At 70.2% G+C, this 13,137-nt stretch carries 9 protein-coding genes; 1 reads left to right on the forward strand and 8 read right to left on the reverse strand.

Going from position 1 to position 13,137, the window contains the following annotated elements; translation table 11 throughout:
- Nucleotides 1-290 precede the first annotated feature (290 nt).
- Nucleotides 291-1,505, forward strand: coding sequence for a YibE/F family protein (locus B207_RS34640; RefSeq protein ID WP_018638315.1), 1,215 nt, complete (start codon nt 291-293; stop codon nt 1,503-1,505).
- Nucleotides 1,506-1,585: 80 nt separating this feature from the next.
- Here B207_RS34640 and B207_RS0119660 read toward each other — a convergent pair whose 3' ends face one another.
- From B207_RS0119660 to B207_RS0119695, 8 genes are all read right to left on the reverse strand, one after another.
- On the reverse strand, nt 1,586-2,791 hold the full coding sequence (locus tag B207_RS0119660) for a pyridoxal phosphate-dependent aminotransferase (protein WP_018638316.1): 1,206 nt from the start codon (nt 2,789-2,791) through the stop codon (nt 1,586-1,588).
- A gap of 98 nt (nt 2,792-2,889) precedes the next feature.
- Nucleotides 2,890-4,335 carry a lytic transglycosylase domain-containing protein gene (locus tag B207_RS34645; protein WP_018638317.1) on the reverse strand — a complete coding sequence of 482 codons (1,446 nt, stop codon included), beginning with the start codon at nt 4,333-4,335 and terminating at the stop codon, nt 2,890-2,892.
- A 311-nt stretch (nt 4,336-4,646) separates the two neighbouring features.
- The gene (locus B207_RS0119670) at nt 4,647-5,795 is read right to left on the reverse strand and encodes a DUF916 domain-containing protein (RefSeq protein ID WP_018638318.1); all 1,149 of its coding nucleotides are present in this window, start codon (nt 5,793-5,795) and stop codon (nt 4,647-4,649) included.
- Nucleotides 5,796-5,877: 82 nt separating this feature from the next.
- A complete protein-coding gene (locus tag B207_RS0119675) occupies nt 5,878-6,501 on the reverse strand; it encodes a hypothetical protein (RefSeq protein WP_018638319.1) in 624 nt (207 codons plus the stop codon).
- A 124-nt stretch (nt 6,502-6,625) separates the two neighbouring features.
- Nucleotides 6,626-9,439 carry a PQQ-dependent sugar dehydrogenase gene (locus B207_RS0119680; protein ID WP_154675489.1) on the reverse strand — a complete coding sequence of 938 codons (2,814 nt, stop codon included), beginning with the start codon at nt 9,437-9,439 and terminating at the stop codon, nt 6,626-6,628.
- A 175-nt stretch (nt 9,440-9,614) separates the two neighbouring features.
- Entirely contained in the window at nt 9,615-10,622 is a 1,008-nt protein-coding gene (locus tag B207_RS0119685) for a sugar phosphate isomerase/epimerase family protein (RefSeq protein WP_026311240.1), read from the reverse strand.
- A 123-nt stretch (nt 10,623-10,745) separates the two neighbouring features.
- Nucleotides 10,746-11,939 carry a Gfo/Idh/MocA family protein gene (locus tag B207_RS0119690; RefSeq protein ID WP_051102594.1) on the reverse strand — a complete coding sequence of 398 codons (1,194 nt, stop codon included), beginning with the start codon at nt 11,937-11,939 and terminating at the stop codon, nt 10,746-10,748.
- A gap of 81 nt (nt 11,940-12,020) precedes the next feature.
- Nucleotides 12,021-13,073 carry a substrate-binding domain-containing protein gene (locus tag B207_RS0119695; RefSeq protein ID WP_035741374.1) on the reverse strand — a complete coding sequence of 351 codons (1,053 nt, stop codon included), beginning with the start codon at nt 13,071-13,073 and terminating at the stop codon, nt 12,021-12,023.
- Nucleotides 13,074-13,137 lie beyond the last annotated feature (64 nt).

The following is a 13,137-nucleotide window of genomic DNA, read 5'->3' on the forward strand; positions in this document are numbered from 1 at the left end:
GCCTCGCTGAACCTCCCTGGGCTGTCCGGCCGTGTCCAGCTGGCACCGGCAGACCCCGGCACCCCGGCCGGCCGTTCCGAAGCGTGGGCGCGGATCGGCCAGGCCTGACACCGGCCGGGCATGGGGTGCGACCCACCGCAGGGTGTCCCGCATCTCGTGCGGTGGGCGCCTCAGCGAGGGTCCGCCTCGTGGCCGCGGCGGCGCGGCCACACTCAAGAGCCATGGGGCATGGGCATCACCACAGCGCAGGTGCGGGGACCGGCGAAACATCACAGTCAGCCACCATCGTCATGGCGGTGGCGGTGGCACTGTTCCTCATCATCACCACGGTCGGTCTTGTCCTGCTCTGGCCCTCTTCCGACACCCCGGAGATCTCCGAAGACCTCCAGGGCCTGGTGGGCGGAGCCAGCCAGCTCGTCGACGCCACCATCGAACGTGCCGGGCGAGGTCCTTGCCCTGATCTCACCGGCACGGGGGCACCCCCGGCGACCTGCGACCAGATCGACGTCGTCCTGGACGATGCGTCGGAATCCGACGGCCGGCTTCACCTTGACACCCTGGTCGACCCGACCGGTCCCGTCCTGGAAGCCGGCGACAAGGTCCGTCTCGCACCCACCACCAACATCGCGGGCCAGGCCACCTACTACGTGGCGGACTTCCAACGCTCCGCACCCATCGGCTGGATCGCGTTCCTTACCGCCGTGGTGGTCGTCGTGGTGGCCCGTTGGCGCGGACTGGCCGCACTCGTCGGCCTCGTTCTCAGCTACCTGGTGATCGTCGAGTTCACGTTGCCGTCCCTGCTCGACGGGCATTCGCCCGTCGCGGTGGCGCTGACGACAGGCACCGCCCTGGTCGTCGCCCTGCTCTACCTCGCCCACGGCGTCTCCGCCCGCACGACCGCCGCCCTGCTCGGGACCCTTGCCAGCATGGCACTCGCCGGCGCGTTCGGCGCACTGGCGATCGATGTCGCCCGAATCACCGGGCTCGGCTCGGACGAGGACGTGATGCTCAAGGGATTCGCCGGGCAGCTCAGCCTGCCCGGCCTGATCCTCGCCAGTGTCATCATCGGCTCCCTCGGCCTGATCAACGACATGACGATCACCCAGGCCGCCGCGGTCTGGGAAGTCTCCGACGCGGCCCCGCAGGCCTCGTTGCGACACCTGTACCGCTCCGGGATGCGTGTCGGACGCGATCACATCGCCTCCAGCGTCTACACCCTCGTACTCGCCTATGCCGGCGCCGCGCTGCCGACCCTGCTCCTGTTCACCCTCGCCGACCGCAGCAACACCGACCTGGCCAGCACCGACCTCGTCGGCGCCGAGATCGTACGGACCGCGGCCGGCACCATCGGCCTCGTCGCCTCGGTCCCCCTCACCACAGCCATCGCCGCCCTCGCCGCCTCACGACGACACCCGTCAACCTCGGCGCCCTCTTCCCACGACACCGACCCAGCCGGTCACGCAGATGCCGACACCCGGCCCCTCACCTACCGGGCCAGCTACTGACAACGGACCTCGGGACCGGCTTCGGTTGCTGCGGCAGGCACCTGGCGGGCTGTCATCAGACCAGCGCCGCCCCGACAGGCTCACTCCACCAGGCGGCGCAGGCGGGCAGCTGCCTCGCGGAGCACGTCCTCGCGCTTGCAGAAGGCGAACCGGACCTGGGCGCCGCCGACACCGGGAGTGCTGTAGAAAACCGAGTTCGGGACGGCGACCACCCCGCACCGGGTGGGCAGATCCCGGCAGAAGGCCAGCGCGTCCCGCTCGCCGAGCGAGGTGATGTCGGTGGTGATGAAGTAGGTGCCCGCCGGCCGGTAGACCTCGAAGCCGGCGGTGACCAGCCCGTCGGCCAGCAGGTCGCGGCGGGCCCGCAGGCCGTCCCGGAAGGCGGTGAAGTAGTCGTCCGGGAGATGGAGGGCCTCGGCGACGGCGTACTGGAACGGGCCCGAACAGACGTAGGTGAGGAACTGCTTGGCGGTGCGCACCGCCGCTACCAGCTCCGGGGCGGCGGTCACCCAGCCGACCTTCCAGCCGGTGAACGAGAAGGCCTTGCCGGCCGAGGAGATGGCGACGGTGCGTTCCCGCATGCCCGGCAGACCGATCAGCGGAAGGTGCCGGCCGTCGAAGACGAGATGCTCGTAGACCTCGTCGGTGACGACGAGGAGATCACGCTCCACGGCCAGCTCGGCGATCGCCGCCAGTTCGGCGTCGGTGAGGACCATTCCGGTGGGATTGTGCGGGGAGTTGAGAAGCAGCAGCCGGGTCCGCGGCGTGACCAGGGCCCGCAGGGCGTCGAGATCGGGCCGGAAGTCGGGCGCCCGCAGGGTCAGCGGAAGCAGCCGGGCACCGGCCATCGCGACACAGGCGGCGTAGGAGTCGTAGAACGGCTCGAAGGCGATGACCTCGTCACCGGGTTCCAGCAGCGCCAGCATCGCCGCCGCGATCGCCTCGGTGGCACCGGCGGTGACCAGGACCTCGGTGTCGGGGTCGACGTCCAGGTCATAGAAGCGCTTCTGGTGCGCGGCGATGGCGACACGCAGCTCGGGAACGCCGGGACCGGGCGGGTACTGGTTGCCGCGGCCCTCCCGCAGCGCCCGCACCGCCGCCTCCCTGACCGCCTCCGGGCCGTCGGTGTCGGGGAAGCCCTGACCCAGGTTGATCGCACCGGTGGCGGCCGCCAGCGCGGACATCTCCGCGAAGATGGTCGTTCCCATCCCGCCCAGCCTGCTGCTGAGCAGCCCTCTCGTGCGCACGGCCAACAGATCCCCGTCCTCGTCGCCCGCCAGGAACATACCCCCGCCCCCCGGCCGGGTGGCCCGTCGAAGTCGGCATCGGCGAGCCCGAGGGCGATGCACCGCACAGGGCTCGCTGACCCTCAGCCGCGTGACCCTCAGCCGCCTGGCTCGCTGACGGTCGGCTCGGGGTCGGTCGGCTCGGGGTCGGTGTCGTTGTCGGCGCTGCTCAGAGTCGATGCCGGGTTGGAAGTCGGGCTCGGGGTCGCCACGGCGGTCGTCGCCGGGGCGGTCGTCGCCGGGGCAGCTGGCGGCGGGCTGGATGGCGAGGCCGGCGGCGACGGCGGCTCGGTGGGCACGTTCGGCGACGACGGAGGCCGGGTTGGTGCTGGTGCTGGCTGCTCCGTCGGCGAGGCGGGCTGAACCGGCATGGCGCCAGGTGCCGGGGTCGCCGAGGGCGGGGCGCTGGGCGGTGGGACCGGCGTGCCCGGGCTGCCAGGGTTCGGGCTGGGACCTGCGGGACTGGAGCCGGCGCCGCCGGGGCTGGAACTGGGGATTTCGGGGCTCGGGTTCGGCGTCGGCACGGCTGTGGGCACTGGCGCGGCCGTGGACGCCGGCGCGGTGGGGATGGGCGTGCCGCCACTCGGCGCGGTGGCGGGTGCTGCGGGTGGCACGGCGTTCGGGGTGAGGAGCGTGACCGAGAGGGCGTCGGGGACCGAGGTGCCCCCGGGCTGGGCTGTGGCTCCGCCCTGCCGGTAGCCGGCCATCCAGGTCAGGACGGACCGGACGTAGGCATCGGAGGGGTTGTACGAGTGGATCGCGGCACGCAGCTGGGCGGGATCGGCCAGGTCGCGGCCGTGGGCGCACAGGTAGTGGCCGGCGGCGAGGGTGGCGTCGTGGATGTTGTGCGGATCCCTGCGTCCGTCGCCGTTGCCGTCACGTCCGGAGCCGGCCCAGGTGGTGGGGATGAACTGCATCGGTCCGACGGCGCGGTCGTAGCGGGCGTCACCGTCGAGGGCGCCGTCGTCGGTGTCGCGGATGAGCGCGACGTCGCCCAGGCCGTTGAGGGCCGGGCCGAGGATGGGACGGGTGACGGTGCCGTCCGCGGCGAGGGGCCGGCCGGCGGCATGGCCGGACTCGACCCTGCCGATGGCGGCGAGCAGTTCCCAGGGCAGGTGGCAGCCGGGCAGGTCGGCGGCGAGCTGGTCGGCGGCTTCGGTGTAGGCGGCGAGGACTCGGGCGGGGATCCCCGTCGCACCGGCGGAAAGGGTGACGGGCGTCGCGCCTGAGCCACTCGACGAGCGGCCCGTCGTCCCGGCGGCGCCCCGCGCTGCACCGGAGTCCGCGGCACCGGAGTCCGCGCCGGTCGCCGCGGTGCCGGTCGCCGCGGCAGCCGCCTGCGCTGCGGCAGCGGCCAGGGCACTGGTGGAGAGCGTGGACGGATCAATGGTTCCGTTCCGGACGAGATCGGGAACCGCCCAGACGCCAGGCCGCGGAGGCTGCTGGTTGATGTCCGACGTCCTGACGGGTTCCCGAGGGACGGCGGCCGCGCAGCACAGCAGCACTCCGGTGGCGAGGGTCACCGGCAGCACCGCCGCCCGCACGGAGCCCTTCCGGCTCCCGGGACGCCTCGCTGGTGCCAGGTGACGTGCCGGTGCCCGCTTACGGCGGTGACGTCCGCGACGACTCACCAGAACTTTCCTTCCGAAATCGGAGAGATCCGGACATGGGTGTCAGTGGCTGTGGGAAGGAAGAACGACGGCCCCGGATGGTGTGCGTGAGGGGATGCCGCACACAGGGTCCGGGGCCGCCGGCTTGGGGCGAGGACTCCTCCTCGTCGGCTACCGGGCCGGGCCGGCCGCCGGGCCGGGCCCGCGCTCCGCGGCGCCCCGGTCACGACAGCGCCGCGTTGTTCTCAACCGGACGCGGCCGGAGCCTGCTCCTGGGGCCGGGCCTGCGCCTGCGCCTGCGCCAGTTTCTGTTCGAGCCGCCGGCGCTGGCGCCGTCCTCGCCAGAAGCCCGCGAGGATGAGAAGCACCCCGGCAAGGATGATCAGTTGGGGCCAGGGGACGGCCCAGGCGACGAACGTCCTCGTCACCGGCTGGGCCGGCGCTGCCGCGTCGCCCCCGGCGGAGACGGTGGGTGCCAGGGTGACCTTGCCGGTGACGATGCCCAGCGGCCAGACCCTGGTGACGGTGGTGATCAGAGATCGCCGGTCTCCCGGCAGAAGCTCCGCGGGCCCGGGTCTGCCGTTGCTGCTCCGGGACTGTTCGGTCCTGCCGGCCGCCTCCACCCCGGCGTCGACGGTCAGGTGCGTGTTGCCGTCGTTGACGACGTCATAGGTGACGTCGAGGTCGCCGGGCTCGAAGGGGTTCCAGCTCAGCGCGTACGACGTGGAGATGTCGTCGATGGCCACGGACGGGCTCAGCTCTCCGGTCACCCGGGTCATCACCCTGAATCCGACCCTGCTCTCGATACCGATGTTCGCGCCGCCGGGCGCCTGGCTGACCGACATCAGCGAGGCCGCGATCCCGGCCGGATGATCTCCGGGGGTGGCGTTACGGGGAACAGTGACGGTGAACGGGAGAACGGCGCTCCCGCCGGCTTCGACGGTGACCGTGTCCGGTACCTCCACCCAGGTCCCCGCCTCCCGGGAGGGCCTGGCGGAGGGAAGCATGTTGAACCGGCCTGTGTCGGTGAAGTAGCCGTCCGCCGCCGTGATCGAGAACGTCGCGGGCGTACGGCCGAGGTTGCGCACAGCGACGTGTTCCGTCGCCGACTCGCCGGGGTCAAGGGTGAGCTCGACCCAGGAGCGTCCATCCGGGCCCTGCTCGTCGGCAGGCCTGACCGTCCAGGTGACGGTCGCAGCGCGCTCTCCTTCCGGGACGGCGCTCGGCGCGCTGCCTGGCAGAGCCGCACCTTCCCGGGCCGCACCTTCCCGGGCCGCACCCGCCGGGGCGGCACCCGCCGGCGGCACGGAGCCGGCGACGACGAGGAGAGGCACGGCCAGGGCGATCAGCGCGCGGAGGCACGCGGTCCGCCGGCGGCCGGTGTGTGGGTGCATGCTCGTGGGTCCGTTCCTCGGCGGGCGTGGCCGCGGGCCGCTCCTGGCGTCCACGGCCACGCCCGCGCGATGACTCTCGCGGCTATTCGAACAGGGAGAGCGTCAGCGTCGCCGCGTAGTTACCGGCGGCGACGGTGGTGGGGGTGCGCAGGAACAGATCCGCGTTGGCGGTCCACTGCCCCTCCTCCGCGACGGCGGCGGAGTCCGCGGCGAGCGCGAGCAGTTCCTGGTCCACCAGGCCCGGCCCCGCCTCCGCGTCGAGGACGGTCCCGACCTCGTCGCCTTCCGCCACGAGCCCGGACTCGCCGCCGTCGATCAGCCGCGGCGCCCAGCCCAGGTGCCCGGCGGAGATCGCCTCCTGCCCGTCGTCACCCGTGAAGTCGGTGGACGTCCCGAGGACGTACCAGAAGGCGCCGTCGGGAATGTCGTCCGCCGAGCGGGTGTCGGTGACGGTGACGGACGGCAGCGTCCCGGTGAACTGCCGGACCAGCGCGTCCGATCCGTTCTCGGTGAGGGCGCTGGTGGTGCCGGCGACGCTCAGCGCGAGCACCCCGGGCTCCTCGATCTCGGGGATCTCCACGTTGACCGAGACGCCGCTCTCGCCGTGGCTCACCTGCGCGATGGCCACCCCTGCGACGCTCGTGAGCATGAACACCCCGGCGGTCACCGCCGAGACGCGCAGGAGGCGTCCGTCGATTCTTGTCATTGTTCTCTCTCCGTCCCTACGGCCGTATCCGCGATCCGATCCGGCCGTGGGCCGGTCAGGCGGCTGATGATGAGTTGTCGGGGGCGGTGGGGGCCCGCCGCTGCCGGCGGGCCCCACCCCTTTCTCACCCGCAGGAGCGGGCCTCGTAGGCGGCTTCGGTGGTCACCGACACCGGGGTTGCGTCGACCGTGGCCGAGGCCACGACGGTCACCGAGCCGGCGGGAATGCTGGCGAGTCGGGTCGTGAAGGCGTGGAAGGCGTTCGTTCCGGGCGCCACCCCGGTGAAGTCACGCGTTCCGTACGTCGTCTGGATCGAGACGTCCACCGGGACCTCGTCCGTGTTCGTCACGGTCACCGCGGGAAGCACCCGCCCCGCGATGCAGCGCGTTTCCGCTGCCACCTGCACGTTCAGCGACGGCTCCGGAATGGCCTCGTCGGAGAAGGTGAACGAGTCGACTTCGACGCCTCCCGAGGAGGTCACGAACAGCTGCCCGGTTTCCGTGGGCGGAGTGGGCAGCGCGGTGGCGACCGTCGCCCATTCCGCACCGGCGGAGACCGGTACCGTGGCGAACGGCTCGGCGTCCGCCGCGTTCCAGCGCAGCGACAGGGTGCCGCTGCCGCTGGCCCTGGTCTGCAGCTGGGTGACACCGGTGAAGTTCACCGGGTCGTAGGCGATCCAGTCCTCGGAGTCCAAGGACGTGAGGGCCCGCAGGCCGGACGCGGTCTCATCGTCGGTGACCGTCACACCGCTGCTGCTGTCGGCGTGCTCGGCCTCCATGAGCCGCGGGTTGAGAATGACCTGGGCCTCACCGGTGGCGCCCGGGATGCCGTTCGCCCCGTTGTCCCGGTAGGTCACGCCCAGCACTCCGAAGACGTTCTCGGTCTCGCCGTGCCCGGCGTCCGCGGGTGTCGGGACGGTGCCCTGGCAGCCCGTTCCGCTGTTGATCGGGTGGGCGTGCTGGTTGTGTCCCAGGCCGAAGGTCCAGGAAACCCGGCTACAGGTCACCGCGGTCCCGTCCTCGGGGTCGGTGATCTGTACCTGGAAGGGAATCCCTTCCCCCCAGGAGAAGAACAGTCCGTTGACCGGGGTGGTCAGGGCAACCGTGGGGGCCGTGTTGCCCACGGTGATCTCCTCGGAGGCGAGACCGATTCTCCCTTCCGGATCGGTCACGCGCAGGCCGGCGAAGAACTGGCCGTTCGCCGGATAGTTGTACGACGCCGAGACCCCGGTGGCGTCATAGGTGCCGTCACCGTCGAAGTCCCACTCGTACGTCAGTGCCCCTTCTTCGGGGTCGAACGAGGCGGCGGCGTCGAACTCCACCGCGAGCGGTGCCTGCCCCGAGGTCACGGAGGCGGCGATGCGGGCCTGCGGCGAGAGGTTTCCCGGCGCGTAGTCGATGCGGTAGAGCCCCGCGTCCGGGTTCTGGCGGAAGAAACCGTCGCCGTACTCCAGCACGTAGAGCGAGCCGTCCGGGCCGAACTCGAGGTCCATCGGGTTGTCCCAGAGGGGCTGCGCCGCGGCGGTGAGCTCCGCGTTCGGCAGGAAGTTCTCGATCGCGGTGACGCTGCCGTTGTTGTCACCGAGGGTGAAGGCGGCGATGTAGTCCTGGGAGAACTCACCGAAGAACGCCTTGCCGTCCCAGTGCTCCGGCAGCTTCGACGTCAGGGGGTTGGCCTCGTCGAAGTGGTAGATCGGGCCACCCATCGGCCCCTGGCCCCCCGAGGCGCCGAAGGCGGTCAGTTCCGGCCAGGGCTGGTCGGTGTCGTTGTCCCCGTAGTACAGGTCGGCGCCCTCCGAGGCGCCTATCTCGGCGAGGCCGGTGTTCCACCGCGAGTTGTTGACCAGAGCGTTGCAGTCGAACATTTCGCCGGGAGTCGCGGTCTCGAAGTTCCACTCGTTGTAGGGCCGGCTGTCCGCGACGCAGTAGGGCCAGCCACTGTTCACCGGCGTGGTGATCGGTGTCTGGTTCCACTCCACGAGACCCATCGGCCCGCGTTCCGCGGAGGGTGTACCGGCGTCCGGACCGTAGTCACCCCACATGACCGACCCGGTCTCGGCGTCGACATCCATCCGGAACGGGTTGCGCACGCCCATCACGAAGATCTCCGGGCGGGTCTCGGTGGTTCCCGGCGCGAACAGGTTCCCGGCGGGAACCGTGTAGGTGCCGTCCTCCTCGACGTGGATCCGCAGGATCTTGCCGCGCAGGTCGTTGGTGTTGCCGGCGCCGCGGCGGGAGTCGAAGCCGGGGTTCATGCCGGGTGCGTCGTTGTTGGGGGCGTACCCGTTCGCGCCCGGGGTCGAGGCGGGGGTGTTGTCGCCCGTCGCCAGGTACAGGTTTCCGTCGGCGTCCCAGCCGACGTCACCGCCGACGTGGCAGCACTGGCCACGCTGGGTCTCGACCTGGATGATGACCTGTTCTGTGGACAGGTCGAGACCGTCGCCGGTCCACTGGAAGCGGGAGAGCTGGTTGTGGCCGCGCCACTGGTCCCAGTACGACTCGTCCGCGCCGGCGGGCAGGGAGTTCGGCGCGGCACCGGCCGGAGTGTTCAGCGGCGGGGCGTAGTACAGGTAGACCCAGTGGTTGTTTTCGAAGTCCGGGTCGATCGAGACGGTCTGCAGGCCGTCCTCGGAGTTCGCGTACACCGGAATTGTGTTGACGATCCTCGTGACGCCCGTCGACGGATCGGTGAGGCGAATGTCGCCGTTCCGTGCGGTGTGCAGGATCCGTCGGTCCGGCAGGACGGCGAGGTCGATCGGCTCGCCGACATTGCGGGTCAGCAGGATTCGTTCGTAGCTCGCCGTTTCCGTGGCGGCGGGGTCTTCCGGGTGCGGGTCGTCCGGGTGTGCCTGCGCCGGGCGAACCATGGCGACCAGACTGACTGCGAGTAATGCGGCGACCACCGCGGGCGCGACTAATCGTCGCAGGTTAGAATGCATCAGACGCTTCCTCGGCAGGAGGTGTCAGCAGGAGGGTGGCCGGACCGCCCGTCACACCGGGGCTACGGTGGGACAACTGAAGGCGGCCCGGCCGCTTGCCGTTTTCACGGCAGGCGGCGGTTCATCGTCGGAAGACGGTGCATCTCGGGGATTCACCCGAAGGCTGGGCGGGATCTCAGCCGCGCAGGTTGGCCATGGCCTGGAAGCTGCGTTCGGCCGCCCCGAACGAACCGGGCGGGTTGGGCAGCGTGTTCGGGGCGGTGTCCTGCTCCCAGATCGGCTTGTACGGCTTTCCGGTCCTGTTCACCTTGCGCAGGAAGTCCGCGAAGGGAAGGTCGCCGGCTCCGAACTCGACGATGTCGAAGCCGTTCGGGTTGTCCGGGTTGGTGTCGCCGTCCTTGATGTGGAAGAGCGGGTACCTGCTCTTGTTCGCCAGGACGTAGTTGGCGGGGTCGAACCCCGGGAAACGGTATGCACCCACGTAGGCCCAGTAGATGTCCATCTCGAGGTACACCAGCCTGGGGTCGGTGTGCCTCAGGAAGACGTCGTAGAGCCGCACCTGTGGCTGGTCCGTGGCGAACGCGAACTCGCCGGCGTGGTTGTGCTGGTAGAACTTGAGGCGCCGCCTGGCCGCCGCGGCCCCGATCTGGTTGAACACGTCGGCGGCCGCCCGGTAGCCGGCCACGGTGTTGTCACCGGTCGGCGCGTTGGCCGTACCCACGTAGCTCAGGCCCAGGATCTGGGCGTTCTCGAACTCGATCTCCCGCTGGGTGGGGTTGGTGAAGTTGCCCAGGCCCACATGGCTGCCCGCGCCGACGAGGCCGTTGTCATCCAACAGCTGGCGGATCTCGGGGACCGTGATCTGTCGTCCCAGGATCGCGGTGTTCTGGGTGTAGCCGGCGAACTCCACCTCCCGGAAACCGATCCGCGAGAGCTCTTCGAAGACGGCCCGGAAGCCCAGCTGGCTGACCTTGTCACGAATGCTGAACAGCTGGATTCCGAGCTTGTTCCTCGGGAGCAGCCGCCCCTTCGGCGCACCGTGTGACACGCCATGTGCCGCGCCGTGTCCCGGGGAACCGGCTAATGCGGATGTCGGGCCGGCCAGAGTGGCCGCGCTGACGGCGACCGTACCGCCGATCGCAGCCTGCAGCAGGCGCCGACGATCGATTTTTTCCCTTGTCATGCTTTCTCCTCGCCCAAGAAGTGGGAAGTCTGGTTTCGATGCATCGGGGACTCGGGTATCTCCCTTCCGGTGTCGGTTCCTTCCGCGGACGGCCCGACCGAGTACCGGCCCGCCCGTCGGGGTTCAGGTGAGAAGGGAGGCGGTGCCGCCGTCGACCGATGCCGAGACAACGGTGTCGATCTCCTCCCAGCAGCCGTTGCGCGCGGCACTGCGCTCCACCGCGGCGAGGACCTGCTGGACCCGCAGGCCCTCGGCGAAGGAGGGCACCGGATTGTCGCCTCGACCGAGGGCCACCAGAAAATCCCGGATCTCGTGGATGAAGGTGTGGTCGTAGCCGAGGCCGTGCCCGGGCGGCCACCAGCCGTCCAGATAGGGATGGGTCGGCTCCGTCACCAGGATGCGACGGAATCCGGCGGTGGCCGGATCCCCGGTGTGATCATGGAACGACAGTTCGTTCATCGCCTCGAAATCAAAGGCAAGGCTGCCGGCGGATCCGTTGATTTCGAGACGGATGGCGTTCTTGCGGCCGGACGCGAATCTGGTGGCTTCGAAGGAGGCGACGCCGCCGCCCGAAAGCCGGCTGTTGAACAGCGCGCAGTCGTCGACCGTCACCGTTCCCAGCTGTTCCCCGGGCGGGGCCACCGCGTCGCCCACCGCTGCCGGCGGCAGCGGGCGTTCCCTGACGAAGGTCTCGGTCAGGGCCGAGACGCCGGTGAGCAGCTCCCCGGTGACGAACTGGGCCAGGTCGATGATGTGCGCACCGATGTCACCGAGTGCGCCCGAGCCGGCCCGGTCACGGCGCAGCCTCCACACCAGCGGGTACTCGGGGTCGACGATCCAGTCCTGGAGGTACTGGGCCCGAACGTGTCGGATCGTTCCGAGCCGGCCCGCCGTGACGATCTCGCGGGCGAGCGCGATGGCAGGTACCCGGCGGTAGTTGAACCCCACCATCGAACGCACCCCGTGGCGGGCCGCGCGCTCGGCGGCCCTCGTCATGGCCACAGCCTCCTCGACCGTGTTGGCCAGGGGCTTCTCGCACAGGACGTGCTTGCCGGCCTCAAGCGCCGCGATGGCGATCTCGGCGTGGTTGTCGCCCGGTGTGCACACGTCCACGAGCGCAACATCGTCGCGCTCCACCAGCCGACGCCAGTCGGTCTCCGCAGACAACCATCCGAGGCGTCCTGCCGCCGCGTTCACCTTCTCGGCGTCGCGGCCGCAGACGACCGTCATCTCCGGGGTGACGGGCAGATCGAAGACGTGGCTGACATTGCGCCAGGCATGCGAATGCGTAGCGCCCATGAACGTGTAGCCCACCATGCCGACGCCCAGCGTCAGCTTGTCGTCCTGAGACAAAAGAAACCTCCGCCCGGTCCTCGCCTTCTACCTCGCGGCGAGGAACTACTCGAAACCGACGGCCAGATAGTCGTCGACGTTGTCCCTGGTCACGACCGCCGAATAGGTCGTGATCGACGCCGGGACCTCATGCTCGGCCATACCGCTCAGCCCTGATCCCTGAGCAAGCAGGCGGGCCAGCGAGATCGCCGAGGAGGACATGCTCGGGCTGTAGAGCACCGTGGCCTTGATCACGGCGTTGTCGCTTTTGATCTGGTCCATCACCCTGCGGGATCCGGCGCCTCCGACCATGAAGAACTCGTCCTCGCGGCCGGCCTGCCGGATCGCGGCCTCCACCCCGATTCCCTGGTCGTCGTCGTGGTTCCACAACGCGTCGATCTGGCCCTCGGCCTGCAGGATCTGGGCGGTGACCTCCTGACCGGTCGCGGCCGTGAAATCGGCCGCCTGCCGCGCGGCGACCGACAGGCCCCGCGCCTCCAGCGCCTCGCGGAAGCCCCGGCTGCGCTCCTGGGTCAGCTCGAGGCTGTCGATGCCGGCGATCTCGACGATCACGGGGTTGTTGACGTTGCGGCTGCGCAGAGTGTCGGCGATGTAGCGGCCGGCGTTGGCGCCCATGCCGTAGTTGTCGCCGCCGATCCAGGTCCGATAGGCCAGCGGCGAGGCGAAGACGCGGTCGAGGTTGACCACCGGGATGCCCGCCGACATCGCCTCTGTCGCGATCTCGGTGAGGGCGTTGCCGTCGAAGGGCAGGATGACCAGCGCGTCGACCTCCCGGTCGATCAGGGTCCTGACCGCGGAGATCTGCTGCTGGACGTCGTTGGTTCCCTCGGTGGCCTGCAGTGTGACGTCGGAGAACTGGTCCGCCTGGGCCGTGGCGTTCAGGCTGATCGCGCCCATCCAGCCGTGGTCCGCCGCAGGCGCCGAGAACCCGATCGTGACGGGTCGCCCGGGCGCTGCGGAGGCGTTGGTGGCCGTGGTCGTCGTGCCGGACGAGTCCGAGTCGTTGCTCGTGCACGCGGCAAGTGCTGCGGTGGCACCCGCGGCCGCACTCCCCAGGAAAAAGCGACGGTTCAGTAATCTGGGGGATAACTGGGTCATTTTTTTACTTCCTTAGGTGTCGAGGTCCCGGCGACAGCCTGGATGAGATGGTTTCCGTTTTTTG

This window comes from Parafrankia elaeagni (assembly GCF_000374165.1).
In the GTDB taxonomy this organism is placed as follows: Bacteria; Actinomycetota; Actinomycetes; order Frankiales; family Frankiaceae; genus Parafrankia; species Parafrankia elaeagni.

Excerpts from the sequence above, each read along its gene's own strand:
- B207_RS34640 (WP_018638315.1), top strand. The coding sequence starts at position 291 with ATGGCGGTGGCGGTGGCACTGTTCCTCATCATCACCACGGTCGGTCTT.
- B207_RS0119660 (WP_018638316.1), bottom strand. The coding sequence starts at position 2,791 with ATGTTCCTGGCGGGCGACGAGGACGGGGATCTGTTGGCCGTGCGCACG.
- B207_RS0119670 (WP_018638318.1), bottom strand. The coding sequence starts at position 5,795 with ATGCACCCACACACCGGCCGCCGGCGGACCGCGTGCCTCCGCGCGCTG.
- B207_RS0119675 (WP_018638319.1), bottom strand. The coding sequence starts at position 6,501 with ATGACAAGAATCGACGGACGCCTCCTGCGCGTCTCGGCGGTGACCGCC.
- B207_RS0119680 (WP_154675489.1), bottom strand. The coding sequence starts at position 9,439 with ATGCATTCTAACCTGCGACGATTAGTCGCGCCCGCGGTGGTCGCCGCA.
- B207_RS0119685 (WP_026311240.1), bottom strand. The coding sequence starts at position 10,622 with ATGACAAGGGAAAAAATCGATCGTCGGCGCCTGCTGCAGGCTGCGATC.
- B207_RS0119690 (WP_051102594.1), bottom strand. The coding sequence starts at position 11,939 with ATGGTGGGCTACACGTTCATGGGCGCTACGCATTCGCATGCCTGGCGC.
- B207_RS0119695 (WP_035741374.1), bottom strand. The coding sequence starts at position 13,073 with ATGACCCAGTTATCCCCCAGATTACTGAACCGTCGCTTTTTCCTGGGG.